Source organism: Kytococcus aerolatus (assembly GCF_900187395.1).
In the GTDB taxonomy this organism is placed as follows: domain Bacteria; phylum Actinomycetota; class Actinomycetes; order Actinomycetales; family Dermatophilaceae; genus Kytococcus; species Kytococcus aerolatus.
Window position 1 is genome coordinate 123,780 of the sequence record NZ_FYEZ01000002.1, and the last position, 13,091, is coordinate 136,870.

Here is a 13,091-nt window from a genome sequence, read left to right on the forward strand (position 1 = left end):
CTGGTTACGGTGACCGCATGACGGATCGCTGGGACGCGCTGTTCGCCGACGTCGCGGGGCGGCTGGCCGCGGAGCGCCGGGCCGAGCTGGAGGACGAGGTCGCCGAGCGGGTGCGCATCGAGCGTGCTCGGATCTCGCTGATGGACCGGCTCGACGCCCACCGGGGGCGAACCCTCGCCCTCGAGACGGTGGGCGGCGGGGTGGTGCAGGGGGAGGTGCGGGAGGTCGGTGAGGACTGGCTCCGTCTGAGCACCCGGGGCGGTGACCGGCTCGTGGGCCGGTGGGCCGTGGCCGGGGTCGCGGGCCTCACGGCCAGGGCCCGGCCCGCGGGGGAGTCGGTGGCCCGACGGGTCACCTGGGTCAGCGTGCTGCGGGAGCTCTCCCGGGACCGGTCATCGGTGCGGGTGGCCGGCTCGCAGGGCGGGCTCGTGGAGGGACGGGTCGACCGGGTGCTGGCCGATCACCTGGACCTGGCCGTGGGGCCCACCGCCCGCGAGGCCCGGTCCGTCCGGGTCATCCCCTTCGAGGCAGTCGCCTGGGTGGGTGGGCCCGGGGCCTGACCCGGGTTCAGGGCCGGTCGGCCTCGACGAGGGCCCGGGTGGCCTCGTACTGCCGGGCGATGTAGTTCTCCAGCTCGGAGATCTCCACCCGCCACTGACCGCGGCCACCGACCTTGATGGCGGGGAGGTCCCCGGAGCGCACGAGGGCGTAGGCCTGGGCGGCCGAGATGTCCAGCGTCTCGGCCACGTCGCTGAGAGCCATGAAGCGGCGGGGCACGTCTCCTCCTGGTCGCGCTCGTTCGACGTCCTCCGCGGCGCCTGGTGCCGCGGGGCGGGGCCGATCCAGACCGAATCCTGACCTGTTGGCCACCTGGTGTTCATCCTATGTCGGCACGCTCCTGCCCACCCGGTTCGTCCACAGGCCAGAGGAGACACGATGTTCGGGCGCAGCAGTCGGCAGGGCGGCGCGGAGCTGGAACGGCCGGAGAGCCCACCGGCGCACCGCCTCCGTCGCCCCCGGTGGACCGACGCGCGGCTGCTCGTCGGCGCGGCCCTGGTGCTGGGCTCCACGCTCACCGGCGCGGCGGTGGCCGGGGGTGATGCCGGGCCGCAGCACTGGGAGGCCGCCCGCGACCTCCCCACCGGGCACGTGCTCACGCGGGCGGACCTGAAGCCGGTCTCGGCCGGAGACCGCCCGGCCCACCTCTCGGGGACCGACCCGCTGGGCGCTGCCGGCGGGAAGGGTGCCGTCCTCGTGCAACCGCTCCGCAGCGGGGAGCTCGTGCCGCGCAGCGCCCTCGGCTCGCCGGGAGAGCTGGACCTGCGACGGGTGTCGGTGCCCGTCTCGGCCGGCAGCGCCTCGATGCTGGCCCCCGGTTCCGTGGTCGACCTGTGGACCGTCCCGGAGGGGGCGGCCGGTCAGGACGAGCGCCCGCGCCCCGAGCGGGTCCTGGAGTCCGTCGAGGTGGCCCGGGTGCAGTCCGTCGCCCAGTCCGCGGCCGCCGGGCGCCCGGTGGACGTCGACCTCCTCGTGCCGGAGAAGGGCGTGGCCGAGGTCCTCGCCGGGCTCGGCGACGGGGAGGCCCTGGCCGCGGTGCCAGTGGCCGGATCGCTCGTGGCCGGCGAGGGCGAGCAGTGACCCGCGATGTCCTCCTGGCCGTCGAACCCTCCTGGGACGCCCCGCTGGCGGCCACCCTCTCCCGGGTGCCGGGCCTGCGCGTGGTGCGACGCTGCGTCGACCTGCCCGATCTGCTCGGGGCGGCGGAGGCGGGGCTGGGGGAGCTCGCCGTCGTGTCGGCCGGGTTGCGGGACCTGGACCGGGAGTGCGTCGTGGGCCTGCAGGAGGCCGGGCTCCAGGTCGTCGGGGTCCATTCACCGGCTGACGAGGGGGCCGAGCGGCGCCTCGCCCAGTGGGGCGTCAGCGCGACCTGCTCCGTGGAGGACCCCCTGCCCCGCTGGGAGGAGGTCGTGGCGGGGCTGGGGGCAGCCCCCGGGCCCACCCCCGAGGAGGGTGCCGCGGTCGACGGACCGGCAGGTGGGAGGCTGGACCCGCTGCCCGAGCCCACCGGGCGGGTGGTCGCCGTCTGGGGCCCGCCGGGTGCGCCGGGACGCACGACCGTGGCCGTCGAGCTGGCCGCCCTCCTGGCCCGCCGTTCCGAGACGATGCTCGTCGACGCGGACACCCACGCCCCGGGGCTGGGGCAGCACCTGGCGCTGCTGGAGGAGGCGTCGGGGCTCATCGCCGCGGTGCGGGCCAGCGAGGAGGGTCGCCTCGACGCCCCGGCCCTGGCCGGCTGCGCCCGCCGGGTGGGGGAGCGGCTGCGGGTGCTCACCGGGATCGGCCGGGCCGACCGGTGGCCGGAGGTGCGGGCCGGCGCGCTGGAGGACGTCCTGGGGATGGCCCGGAGGCTCGTCGACCTCGTCGTGGTTGATCTCGCCAGCCCGGTGGAGGACGACGAGGTCCTCGCCTACGACACCCGTGCACCCCGCCGCAACGCCGCTGCCCTGACGGTGCTGGGCGCGGCCGACCTGGTGGTCGTGGTCGGGGGCGCCGACGCGGTGGCCCTGCAGCGCCTCATCCGCAGCACCGACGTGCTGGACCCGGTGCTCGCCGGGACGCCGCAGGTGCTCGTCCTCAACCGGACCCGACGCACCGCGGCCCGCGAGCCGGAGCTCCAGGAGACCGCCGAGCGGCACCTCGGGCGGCGGGCGGACCTCCTGCTCCCGGAGGACCGGGCCGTCGTCGACCGGGCGCTCCTGGCCGGGCGCCCGGTGGTGGAGGAGGCGCCACGCTCGGCGCTCGCCCGTCGGCTGGGTGATCTCGTCGGGCTGGTCGACACCCGTGCCACGATGGGTGCATGACCCACGACCTCCGTGCCTTCGCCGCCCTCTCGCTCGAGGAGCTCACCGCCCTCGTGGGGGGTGAGGAGGTGGCCCCGGTCCGCCCGTGGCGGGTGGTGGCGGTCCCGGCCGACCCCACCGCCGAGCCGTCGGAGGAGGAGGCCGAGGAGGCGATGGAGGCCGCCGCCGACGACGCCCTGGCCGCCGGGCTGCCGGTGGTGGTCCTGGCCGCCGACCTCCCGGCCGGCGTGCTGCGTGGCGACGCGGCACCGGTCACCCTGCGGCAGGCGGCTTCCTTCCACCTCGGGGACGACGTCGCCCTGGGCGAGCCGGAGGCCGTCGGTGCCCCCTGGGAGCTCTCCTGGTACGCGACGACCGAGGCCGCGGTCGTGCAGGACCTGCTGCGGGCGGCGCCGGAGCCGCACCCGGAGGGGTGACGGGAGCTCCCACCGGTGGTGGTCGCCGCCGTGCGTCCGTGACAGCATGGGGCAGAGGTCTGCCCGCCGCGCCGCTGGCGCGAGGTGGCCCGTTGAATCCCGCACCCCACGAAGGAGCACCTCCATGGATGCTGTGACGACCCCCCCGTACCCGGTGAACGAGCCGGTCAAGGACTACGCCCCCGGCAGCCCCGAGGCCGAGGAGCTGCAGGCCGCGCTCCGTGAGATCGCCGACAACCCGATTGACCTGCCGCACTGCATCGGTGGCGAGTGGGTCCAGGGTTCCGGCGCGGAGATCAAGGTCGTCCAGCCCCACGCCCACGCCAAGGTGCTGGGCACCGCTCGTGAGGGCACCGCCGAGGACGCCCGCGCTGCGATCGACGCCGCGAAGGCCGCCGCCCCGGCCTGGCAGGCCCTCTCCTTCGACGACCGCGCCGCCATCTTCCTGCGCGCCGCCGAGCTGCTCACCGGTCCGTGGCGCGCCCGCATGAACGCCGCCACCATGCTCGGCCAGAGCAAGTCGCCGCTGCAGGCCGAGATCGAGGCCGCCTGCGAGCTCGCCGACTTCTGGCGCTTCAACGTGCACTACGCCCGCGAGCTGCTCGCCGGCCAGCCGACCGTGAGCCCCAAGGGCAGCTGGAACCGGCAGGACCACCGCCCGCTGGACGGCTTCGTGTACGCGGTCTGCCCGTTCAACTTCACCGCCATCGCGGCCAACCTGCCCACCGCCCCGGCGCTCATGGGCAACACCGTGGTGTGGAAGCCGTCGACCACCCAGGCCCGCGCCGCCCACATGACCATGGAGCTCCTCAAGGAGGCCGGCCTCCCGGACGGCGTCATCAACCTGGTGCACGGCGTGGGCCAGGACATCTCTGACGTGGTGCTGGCCGACCGTGACTTCGCCGGCCTGCACTTCACCGGCTCCACCGCCACCTTCAAGATGCTGTGGAAGCAGATCGGGGAGAATCTCGACAGCTACCGCTCCTACCCGCGCATCGTGGGTGAGACCGGCGGCAAGGACTTCGTCGTGGCCCACCCGTCGGCCGACACCGCCGTCCTGAAGACCGCGCTGATCCGTGGTGCCTTCGAGTACCAGGGCCAGAAGTGCTCCGCCGCCTCCCGTGCGTACATCCCGGAGTCGGTCTGGGCCGAGATCAAGGACGACCTGGTCGAGCGCACCGAGGCGCTGACCATGGGTGACGTCACCGACTTCTCGAACTTCATGGGTGCCGTCATCGACGACCGCGCCTTCGCCCGCCACAAGGCCGCGATCGACGCGGCCCACGCGGACGACTCCGTGGAGATCATCGCCGGCGGCACCTACGACGACTCCGAGGGCTACTTCGTGCGTCCGACCATCGCCGTGGTCTCCGACCCGACCCACGAGATGGTCACCACCGAGTACTTCGGCCCGATCCTCGCGGTCTACGTGTACCCGGACGACCAGTTCGAGGAGACCCTCGAGCAGATGAAGGACGTCACCGACTACGCCCTGACCGGTGCGGTGATCTCCCGCGACCGGCAGGCCCTGGCGCACGCCACCGAGGTGCTGCGCTTCTCGGCCGGCAACTTCTACCTCAACGACAAGCCGACCGGTGCGGTCGTCGGCCAGCAGCCCTTCGGCGGCTCCGGCGCCTCGGGCACCAACGACAAGGCCGGCTCGATGGCGAACCTGCTGCGCTGGACCAGCACCCGCTCCATCAAGGAGACCTTCGTGGCCCCGACCACGGACGGCTACCCGCACATGGGCTGAGTGATCACCCCCTGAGCGAAGCGCTCACGCCGAAGGGCCCCACCGTGCGAGGTGGGGCCCTTCGGCGTGCTGCCCGTGCGGACGGCGCCCGGCGGCGGGGTCAGTGGGTGGCGAGCCACTCCCGGGACGCCTTCTCCTCCACGCCCAGCACCTTGCCCACGTAGGGCTCGGCCTGCTTCTCCAGCTGCTTGCCCAGGAAGGGCACCTTCACCGTGAAGTCGCCGGTGGTGCGGAAGACGGTCTCCTCCCCGCGCGGCTCGATCCGCAGGTCCGCCTCCAGACGGGCGGGCGCGTTGCCGGCGGTGACGGTGAGCTTCCCGGAGCGGGAGCCGTCGGCCTCGGGGGCGCCCCACTCCTGGTGCTCCTGGAGGGTCACGGTGTCGCCCACGACCTTCCGGGCCATGTCCGGCAGTCGGCCGGTGGGCATCTTCCGGGTGCTGCGCACCACCGGGCCGGGGCCGTCGGTGGTGACCTCCAGGGTGTGCTCCGTGGCCCCGGTGCGGCGGATCTTGTCCTCCACGTAGGCCGGGTCGCCGAGCATGGTGACCACCTCGTCGAGGGGCGCGGGCAGGGTGAACTCGTGATCGATCCTCATGGCTCCACGCTAGTCGGGATCGACGTGCTCACGTGCGCCTGCGCTGCCCGGCACCCGGCGACGAGCTGCTTGGCGGCCCGGATCTGTCCCAGTCGGGTGACTCCTCGGGCCGGTGCGCGGGGGATCTCCAGGAGCGCGTCGCCGTACTCCTGGAGGGCGGCCCGGAGCTCCCGGGCCGCGGCCGCCGGGCCGCTGGCGCCGGCCTCGTCGAGCTGCCGGGCGGCCCGGCCGAGGGCTGCCGCCGTCGCGGCGATGGCCCCGCGATCGGCCCTCCCGTCGGGGGCGATCAGCGCGGTGGGCAGGGGTTCGGCCTCCAGCGGCGGCCCGAGGGTGGCCTCGACGATCGCCAGGAGGGCTTCGTCGACCGCGTCCTGGGCGCCCGCGTGACCGACCCAGACGGGCAGGTCGAGGAGCGGGAGCACCGCGGCGGCGATGCGCTGTTCGGGAGTCGGTCCACCAGCCATGCGTGCACCCTAGGTCGACCTCCTCGGAGCGTGTCGGGTGCTGTGCACAGGGAGTGTGACGGGGGCTACAGTCGTCCCGGGCACGGAGTTGTGCCCGCCCTGCTCAGGAAGAGGATGATTCGCAGATGACGACCCAGTCCGGCATCGTGCCGAACGAGGACCGCTCGGCCGCCGAGGAGCACGCGGAGGAGGTGGCCGCGCAGCGCAAGCAGCTGATCGCCGCCGCGGGGGAGCGTGTCGGGAGCGGCGGGGGACTGCTGACCCCCGAGCTGGTGGACCACTACTGGAGCGCGGTGCACGACGCCGACGTGGTGGACCGCACCGTCGAGGAGATCATCGAGATCCCGACCCAGCACCTCGAGACCGGTGCCCGTCGTGACACGGCCACCGCGGTCGTGCGCGTGCTCGAGGGGGAGCACGGCTCCGGGGTCCAGGTCGTCACCGACGACATGCCCTTCCTGGTGGACTCGGTGACCTACGAGCTGCACCGGCTCGGCTGGGACGTCCACTCGGTGGTCCACCCGCAGGTCGTCGTCACCCGGGGGACGGACGGCGAGCTGCAGTCGCTGCGCCCCTGGGCCGCCGACGAGCAGCCGGCCGACGGCGAGCTCGTGGAGAGCTGGATCCACGTCGACGTGCGCCAGGCGGGTGTCGAGGCCGACGTCCAGGAGGTCTGCCCCGAGCTGGAGCGTGTCCTGGAGGACGTGCGCGTGGCGGTGGAGGACTGGGAGCCGATGCGCGAGCAGGCCGCGGAGCTCACCCGCTCCCTGCGCCAGGCACCCCCGCCGACCGTCGACGCCGAGGAGGCCGCCCAGGGGGCCGACCTCCTCGAGTGGCTCGTGGACGACCACTTCACCTTCCTCGGCATCCGTGAGTACGCGCTGGACACCGTGGACGGCGAGCTCGTCCTGCGGGCCGAGCAGGGCACCGGTCTGGGCATCCTGCGCGGCGACCGCCAGCGCTCCCACGACGTCTCCCGCCTGCGCCGCGAGGCCCGGGAGAAGGCGCACGAGCCGCGGCCGGTGACCCTGACCAAGGCCAACAGCCGCGCGACCGTGCACCGCAACGTCCACCTCGACTACGTGGGCGTGCGCACCTTCGACGAGCAGGGCGAGGTCACCGGTGAGATCCGCATCCTCGGTCTGCTGACCTCCACCGTCTACAACGCCTCGGTGCGCGAGATCCCGGTGGTGCGCGAGAAGGTCCAGGCCGTCCTCGACGCCTCCGGCTTCGGCTCCACCAGCCACTCCGGCAAGGACCTGCTGGCCACCCTCGAGGCGATGCCGCGGGACGACCTCTTCCAGACCGGGCCGGCCGAGCTGGAGGCCATCGCCCACGACATCCTGTGGATCCAGTCGCGCCGTCGCCCGTCGGTGCTGGTGCGCCGGGACGAGTTCGGCCGCTATGCCACCGTCACCGCCTTCCTGCCGCGCGACCGGTACAACACGGACGTCCGCACCACGATGACCCGGGAGCTGGCCGAGTACTTCGACACCGAGCTCATCGACTTCACCGCCCGCGTCACCGACCAGACCATGGCGCAGCTGCGCTTCGTGGTCCGGCTGCCGGACGGCCGCGACTTCGGCGAGATCGACCTGCCCGAGCTGGAGCGCCGCCTCATCGAGGCCACCCGGACCTGGGACGAGAAGGTCACGCACATCAGCGAGACCAACGGCATCGACGACGCCTACCTGCTCCCGCGCCTGGCGGCCCTGCCGCAGGTGTACCGCGACGACTTCGCGCCCGAGGAAGCCCTGGAGGACCTCGGCCGCCTGGACGGCCTGGACGGCGAGGACGACGTCGACGTGCGTCTCTACGCGGACGACGACGAGGAGACCGCGGCGACCGACCGTCGCCTCAAGGTCTACCGCCGGGGCCCGGCCACCCTGTCGGACATCCTCCCGGTGTTCTCGGACTTCGGGCTGGAGGTCGTCGACGAGCGCCCCTACGAGGTGCGCGACGAGAGCGACGCGACGCGGATCTACGACTTCGGCCTGCGCGCCGCCCGCCCCGAGCTGTGGGAGTCCGATGACTCCGAGGCGACCGCTCGCCGCTTCGAGGAGACCTTCAAGGCCGCCTGGAGCGGTCAGGCCGAGAGCGACTCGCTCAACGCGCTGAGCCTCACCGCCGGCCTGGACTGGCGCCAGATCGTCATCCTGCGTGCCTACGCCCGCTACCTGCGCCAGACCGGTTCGGCCTTCTCGCTGAACTACATCGAGGAGGCGCTCACGGCCAACCCGCGCCTGGCGGGCCTGTTCGTCGAGGCCTTCGAGATCCTCTTCGACCCGAGCCGCGAGGGCGAGCCCGAGGCCCGCCGGGCCGAGGCCGAGCCCGTGCTCCGGGAGTACGACACCCTGCTGGAGGAGGTGTCCAGCCTCGACCAGGACCGCATCCTGCGCGGTCTGCGCGAGGTGCTGGGCGGCACCCTGCGCACCAGCTTCTACGTGGAGGACCTCGACGGCTCGCCGAAGCCGTACGTGGCCCTCAAGCTCAGCCCGGTGGACATCGAGCTGCTCCCGGAGCCGCGACCGATGTTCGAGATCTTCGTCTACGGCCCGTCCGTGGAGGGCGTCCACCTGCGCTACGGCTCGGTCGCCCGCGGTGGCCTGCGCTGGTCGGACCGTCGGGAGGACTTCCGCACCGAGGTGCTCGGCCTGGTCAAGGCACAGATGGTGAAGAACGCCGTCATCGTGCCGACCGGCTCGAAGGGCGGCTTCTACGCCAAGCAGCTGCCGGACCCGTCGGTGGACCGTGGCGCCTGGATGGAGGAGGGCAAGCGCGCCTACACGCGCTTCATCTCCGGCATGCTCGACGTCACCGACAACCTGGTCGACGGCGAGGTCGTGCCGGCCCGTGACGTGGTCCGCCACGACGGCGACGACACCTACCTCGTGGTGGCGGCCGACAAGGGCACGGCGAAGTTCTCCGACCTGGCCAACTCCATCTCCGAGTCCTACGGCTTCTGGCTGGGCGACGCCTTCGCCTCCGGTGGCTCGGCCGGTTACGACCACAAGGCCATGGGCATCACCGCCCGCGGTGCGTGGGAGTCGGTGAAGCGCCACTTCCGTGAGCTGGGGCACGACACCCAGACCGAGGACTTCACCGTCGTCGGCATCGGTGACATGGGCGGTGACGTCTTCGGCAACGGCATGCTGCTCTCGGAGCACATCCGCCTGGTGGGTGCCTTCAACCACCTGCACGTCTTCGTCGACCCGAACCCGGACGCGGCGGCCACCCACCCGGAGCGCAAGCGTCTCTTCGAGACCCCCGGGACCACCTGGGCCGACTTCGACAGCTCGCTGATCAGCGAGGGCGGTGGCGTGTTCGAGCGCTCCGCCAAGAGCGTCCCGGTCTCCCCGCAGATGCGCGAGGCCCTCGGGCTCGAGGACGAGGTCGAGACGATGACGCCCAACGAGCTCATCCACGCCCTGCTCCAGGCCCCGGTCGACCTGGTGTGGAACGGCGGCATCGGCACCTACATCAAGGGTTCGGACGAGTCCGACGCCAGCGTGGGCGACCGCGCGAACGACGCCATCCGCATCACCGGGCAGCAGGTCCGGGCCGCGGTGGTGGGCGAGGGCGGCAACCTCGGCGCCACCCAGCTGGGTCGTATCGAGGCCGCCCGCAACGGGGTGCGCATCAACACCGACGCGATCGACAACTCGGCCGGTGTGGCCTCCTCCGACCAGGAGGTGAACATCAAGATCCCGCTGAACACGATGGTGCAGTCCGGTCAGCTGGACCTGGAGGAGCGCAACGAGTTCCTCGCCGCGATGACCGACGACGTCGCCCGGATCGTGCTGCGGGACAACTACGAGCAGAACGTGCTCCTGGGCAACGCCCGGGCCCGCTCGGCACAGATGGCCCCGGTGCACCAGCGCCTCATGCGCTTCCTGGAGCGCGAGGCCGGGCTGGACCGCGCGCTGGAGTTCCTGCCCTCGGCGGCCGAGCTGAACCGGCGGATCGAGAACGGCGAGGGCCTGAGCTCGCCGGAGTTCGCCGTCCTGGTCGCCTACGCCAAGCTGCAGCTCAAGGACGCCCTGCTGGAGAGCGACCTGCCGGACGACGAGTGGTTCACCTCCGCGCTGCTCGACTACCTGCCCCCGCAGATGGGCGAGAAGCACGCGGACCAGATCCTGGAGCACCCGCTGCGTCGCGAGATCATCGTGAACTCCGTGGTCAACTCGATGGTGAACCGTGGTGGCATCACCTTCGCCTTCCGGGCGCTGGAGGAGACCGGTGCCCAGGCGGCCCAGGTGGCCCGTGCCTACGTCGTCGCCCGCGAGGTCTTCGACCTGAAGGGCTTCGTCGAGCAGGTCGAGGCGCTGGACAACGCGGTGCCCACCGAGGCGCAGACGACCATGTACCTCGAGTTCCGTCGCCTGCTGGACCGCGCCGTGCGCTGGTTCGTGGGCAACCGCCCCGCGAAGCTCGACATCGGTGCCGAGATCGAGCGCTTCCGGGCGGCGGTCGCCGAGGTCGGGCCGAAGGTCCCGGAGATGCTGCGGCTCGAGGAGCTGGAGCGCTTCGAGGAGTTCCGCGACGGCCTGCTGGCCCAGGACGTGCCGGAGGAGCTGGCGGTCCGCTCGGCGGCCCTGCTGGACGTCTACTCGCTGCTCGACGTCGTCACCCTGGCCGGCGAGGTCGACCAGGACGTCGAGGAGCTGACGCGCCTGTACTTCGCGGCCTCGGAGGAGTTCGGCTTCGACGCCCTGCTCAACGAGGTGGCGCGCCTGCCGCAGTCCGACCGCTGGGGCTCGCTGGCCCGCGGCGCGCTGCGCGACGACCTGTACGCGGTGCACCTGGACCTCCTCCGCGCCATCGTCGCCTCCGGGCACGAGGGCACCCCGGAGGAGCGGGTCCAGGCCTGGGCCGAGGCCAACGGCGAGGCCTTCGCCCGCACCGAGGCGACCCTCCGCGACATCCAGGCGCTCGAGGAGCCGGGTGTGGCCCCGCTCAGCGTGGCCCTGCGCACGCTCCGCTCGGTGGTGCGGCTGGGAGCCAGCTCCTGACCCTGCACCCCGACGTCCTGCTGGCGGATCTCAGCGATGTCGATCTCGACTGGCTGCGGCTGCTGGTGGGGGACTGGCAGGTCCTGGCGGACCTGTCGCTGGCGGACCTGATCCTCTGGGTGCGCCGTCCCGGCCGGGACGGCGCACCCGAGGAGTGGTCGGCCGTGGCCCACGCGCGTCCCACGACGGCACCCCTGGTGTTCGTCGAGGATGTCGTGGGCCGTCGTCGTCCCGGTGACGAGCAGATGGACTGGGCGGCCGCCCGCGGGGGTCGGGTCCACGTGGGGGCCCGCGAGGTGCGCCCGGGCACGCTCGTGGACGAGGACGTCGTGGGGATCCGGACCTCGCGGCACGCGCGGCGCTGCGTGGCGGTCCTGACCCGCCACACGCCGGCGGCGGTGCTGCGCTCGCCGCACCGGCTGGAGCAGCAGTACCGGGTCATGGCCGACGACCTGCTGACGATGGTCTCCGAGGGGGAGTTCCCCACCGTGGCCGCTGCGACCGGCCGGCGTCGCGGGGCGCCGCGGGTGGGGGACGGGGTGATCCACCTCGACGCCGAGGGCACGATCACCTCGGCGAGCCCGAACGCGGTGTCGGCGCTGCACCGGACCGGTGTGGGGGAGGGGATCGTCGGGCAGCGGCTGCTGGACCTCGTCTCCGACCTGCCCCGCACGGCCTCGAGCTCCCTGAGCCCGGTGGACGAGGGCCTGCCGGTGGTCCTGGCCGGGCGGGCCGCCTGGTGGGCAGAGATCGACACGGGGGTGGTGCAGGTGGCGGTCCGGGCGATCCCGGTGGTCATCGGGGGGCGCCGGACCGGTGCGGTGGTGCTGCTGCGGGATGTCACGAGCCTGCGCCGGGGTGAGGAGGCGCTGCTCTCCCACGAGGCGTCCGTCCGGGAGGTCCACCACCGGGTGAAGAACAGCCTGCAGACGGTGACCGCCCTCCTGCGCCTGCAGGTCCGGCGGGTGGAGGACCCGGCGGCCCGGGAGGCGCTGGAGACCGCGATGCACCGGCTCGGGGCGATCAGCGTGGTCCACGAGAGCCTCGCCCAGACGGCGGAGGAGGAGGTGGACCTCGACCCGGTGGTGGACCGGGTCGTGCGTTCGGTCACCGAGCTGGCCCGTGAGGTGGGGGAGGGCGGCGGGATGGGCTACCAGCGGCGCGGCTCGCTGGGGCGGATGCCCTCGGAGCGGGCCTCGGCGGTGGCGATGGTGGTCAGCGAGCTGGCGCAGAACGTCGTGACGCACGCCGCGGCCTCGCAGGTGGTCGTCGAGGCGCGCCGGGCGCGGGTCGGGGAGCACCGGGTGCTGGAGGTGTCCGTCGAGGACGACGGGGCCGGCATGACCGGGGACCGCGCGGCCTCGGGCACCGGGTTGGGGCGGCAGATCGTGGAGGCGCTCGTGGCTGACCTCGGGGGCACCATCCGGTGGGAATCGGCCCGCCCGCAGGGAACGCGGGCGGTCTTCACCGTGGCGCTCTGACGTGCGGCGAGGGGAGGGGTCGGGTGGGGGCGGGGGATCAGCTGGCGCGGCGGGCGCGGGCGTTGCGGCGCTTGAGGGCGCGACGCTCGTCCTCGGAGAGTCCGCCCCAGACACCGGCGTCCTGTCCGCTCTCGATGGCCCACTGCAGACAGGTGTCCACGACCTCGCAGCGTGCACAGACCTTCTTGGCCTGCTCGATCTGCTCCAGGGCGGGACCGGTGTTGCCGATGGGGAAGAAGAGCTCGGGGTCTTCCTCGAGGCAGGCTGCCTTGCTCCGCCAGTCCATGTTCACACCTTTCACGGGCGCCGGGGCGCCGGATCTACGTCGTGCCGTCGGTGGCCGGAGCTCGGGTCGTCCGGCCCCTCGTCTGCAGTCCACGCTGCGCCGGCCTCGTGCCATCCTCACAGCGGTCACCCTGCTTGGCAAGAGTCTGCGTGCTGTGCGAGGCCAACTGTGGCGGTCATCACGCGGAACCCTGCGTGACAGGGTGTGGTCCGTACACACCGGA

General features: G+C 73.1%; 11 protein-coding genes. 7 read left to right on the forward strand and 4 right to left on the reverse strand.

The annotated features are described in order from the left end of the window. Positions 1 to 17: 17 nt before the first annotated feature. Entirely contained in the window at positions 18 to 560 is a 543-nt protein-coding gene (locus tag CFT82_RS07525) for a hypothetical protein (protein ID WP_088818475.1), read from the forward strand. A gap of 7 nt (positions 561 to 567) precedes the next feature. Here the strand turns inward: CFT82_RS07525 and CFT82_RS07530 are convergent, their stop codons facing one another. Next, on the reverse strand, positions 568 to 777 hold the full coding sequence (locus CFT82_RS07530; protein ID WP_088818476.1) for a helix-turn-helix domain-containing protein: 210 nt from the start codon (positions 775 to 777) through the stop codon (positions 568 to 570). 159 nt (positions 778 to 936) lie between these two features. Between CFT82_RS07530 and CFT82_RS07535 the strand changes: the two genes are divergently transcribed. The 4 genes from CFT82_RS07535 to pruA all read left to right on the forward strand — a co-directional run bounded on the left by CFT82_RS07535 (position 937) and on the right by pruA (position 5,030). After that, entirely contained in the window at positions 937 to 1,638 is a 702-nt protein-coding gene (locus tag CFT82_RS07535; RefSeq protein WP_088818477.1) for a CpaB family protein, read from the forward strand. Beyond that, positions 1,635 to 2,861 carry an AAA family ATPase gene (locus tag CFT82_RS07540; protein WP_088818478.1) on the forward strand — a complete coding sequence of 409 codons (1,227 nt, stop codon included), beginning with the start codon at positions 1,635 to 1,637 and terminating at the stop codon, positions 2,859 to 2,861. Before CFT82_RS07535 ends, CFT82_RS07540 begins: the two co-directional genes overlap by 4 nt. Then, complete coding sequence (locus tag CFT82_RS07545) at positions 2,858 to 3,277, forward strand: hypothetical protein (protein ID WP_088818479.1); 420 nt, start codon at positions 2,858 to 2,860, stop codon at positions 3,275 to 3,277. Before CFT82_RS07540 ends, CFT82_RS07545 begins: the two co-directional genes overlap by 4 nt. Before the next feature lie 124 nt (positions 3,278 to 3,401). Next, complete coding sequence (pruA, locus tag CFT82_RS07550; RefSeq protein WP_088818480.1) at positions 3,402 to 5,030, forward strand: L-glutamate gamma-semialdehyde dehydrogenase; 1,629 nt, start codon at positions 3,402 to 3,404, stop codon at positions 5,028 to 5,030. A 100-nt stretch (positions 5,031 to 5,130) separates the two neighbouring features. On the opposite strand, the gene CFT82_RS07555 is transcribed toward pruA, so the two are convergent. Both CFT82_RS07555 and CFT82_RS07560 read right to left on the reverse strand, forming a co-directional pair. After that, positions 5,131 to 5,625 (reverse strand): DUF2505 domain-containing protein, encoded by a 495-nt coding sequence (locus CFT82_RS07555; protein ID WP_088818481.1) that lies wholly within the window; start codon positions 5,623 to 5,625, stop codon positions 5,131 to 5,133. Further along, complete coding sequence (locus CFT82_RS07560; protein WP_088818482.1) at positions 5,622 to 6,089, reverse strand: hypothetical protein; 468 nt, start codon at positions 6,087 to 6,089, stop codon at positions 5,622 to 5,624. Before CFT82_RS07560 ends, CFT82_RS07555 begins: the two co-directional genes overlap by 4 nt. 125 nt (positions 6,090 to 6,214) lie before the next feature. Between CFT82_RS07560 and CFT82_RS07565 the strand changes: the two genes are divergently transcribed. Further along, the gene (locus tag CFT82_RS07565; protein WP_088818483.1) at positions 6,215 to 11,101 is read left to right on the forward strand and encodes an NAD-glutamate dehydrogenase; all 4,887 of its coding nucleotides are present in this window, start codon (positions 6,215 to 6,217) and stop codon (positions 11,099 to 11,101) included. Positions 11,102 to 11,166: 65 nt separating this feature from the next. Further along, positions 11,167 to 12,582 (forward strand): sensor histidine kinase, encoded by a 1,416-nt coding sequence (locus tag CFT82_RS07570; protein ID WP_234994348.1) that lies wholly within the window; start codon positions 11,167 to 11,169, stop codon positions 12,580 to 12,582. A gap of 37 nt (positions 12,583 to 12,619) precedes the next feature. Here CFT82_RS07570 and CFT82_RS07575 read toward each other — a convergent pair whose 3' ends face one another. Next, the gene (locus CFT82_RS07575) at positions 12,620 to 12,868 is read right to left on the reverse strand and encodes a WhiB family transcriptional regulator (protein WP_159461891.1); all 249 of its coding nucleotides are present in this window, start codon (positions 12,866 to 12,868) and stop codon (positions 12,620 to 12,622) included. Positions 12,869 to 13,091: the final 223 nt, after the last annotated feature.

Coding starts and splice junctions, on each gene's coding strand:
- CFT82_RS07525 (WP_088818475.1), top strand. CDS start 18: ATGACGGATCGCTGGGACGCGCTGTTCGCCGACGTCGCGGGGCGGCTG.
- CFT82_RS07535 (WP_088818477.1), top strand. CDS start 937: ATGTTCGGGCGCAGCAGTCGGCAGGGCGGCGCGGAGCTGGAACGGCCG.
- CFT82_RS07545 (WP_088818479.1), top strand. CDS start 2,858: ATGACCCACGACCTCCGTGCCTTCGCCGCCCTCTCGCTCGAGGAGCTC.
- pruA (WP_088818480.1), top strand. CDS start 3,402: ATGGATGCTGTGACGACCCCCCCGTACCCGGTGAACGAGCCGGTCAAG.
- CFT82_RS07555 (WP_088818481.1), bottom strand. CDS start 5,625: ATGAGGATCGATCACGAGTTCACCCTGCCCGCGCCCCTCGACGAGGTG.
- CFT82_RS07560 (WP_088818482.1), bottom strand. CDS start 6,089: ATGGCTGGTGGACCGACTCCCGAACAGCGCATCGCCGCCGCGGTGCTC.
- CFT82_RS07565 (WP_088818483.1), top strand. CDS start 6,215: ATGACGACCCAGTCCGGCATCGTGCCGAACGAGGACCGCTCGGCCGCC.
- CFT82_RS07575 (WP_159461891.1), bottom strand. CDS start 12,868: ATGGACTGGCGGAGCAAGGCAGCCTGCCTCGAGGAAGACCCCGAGCTC.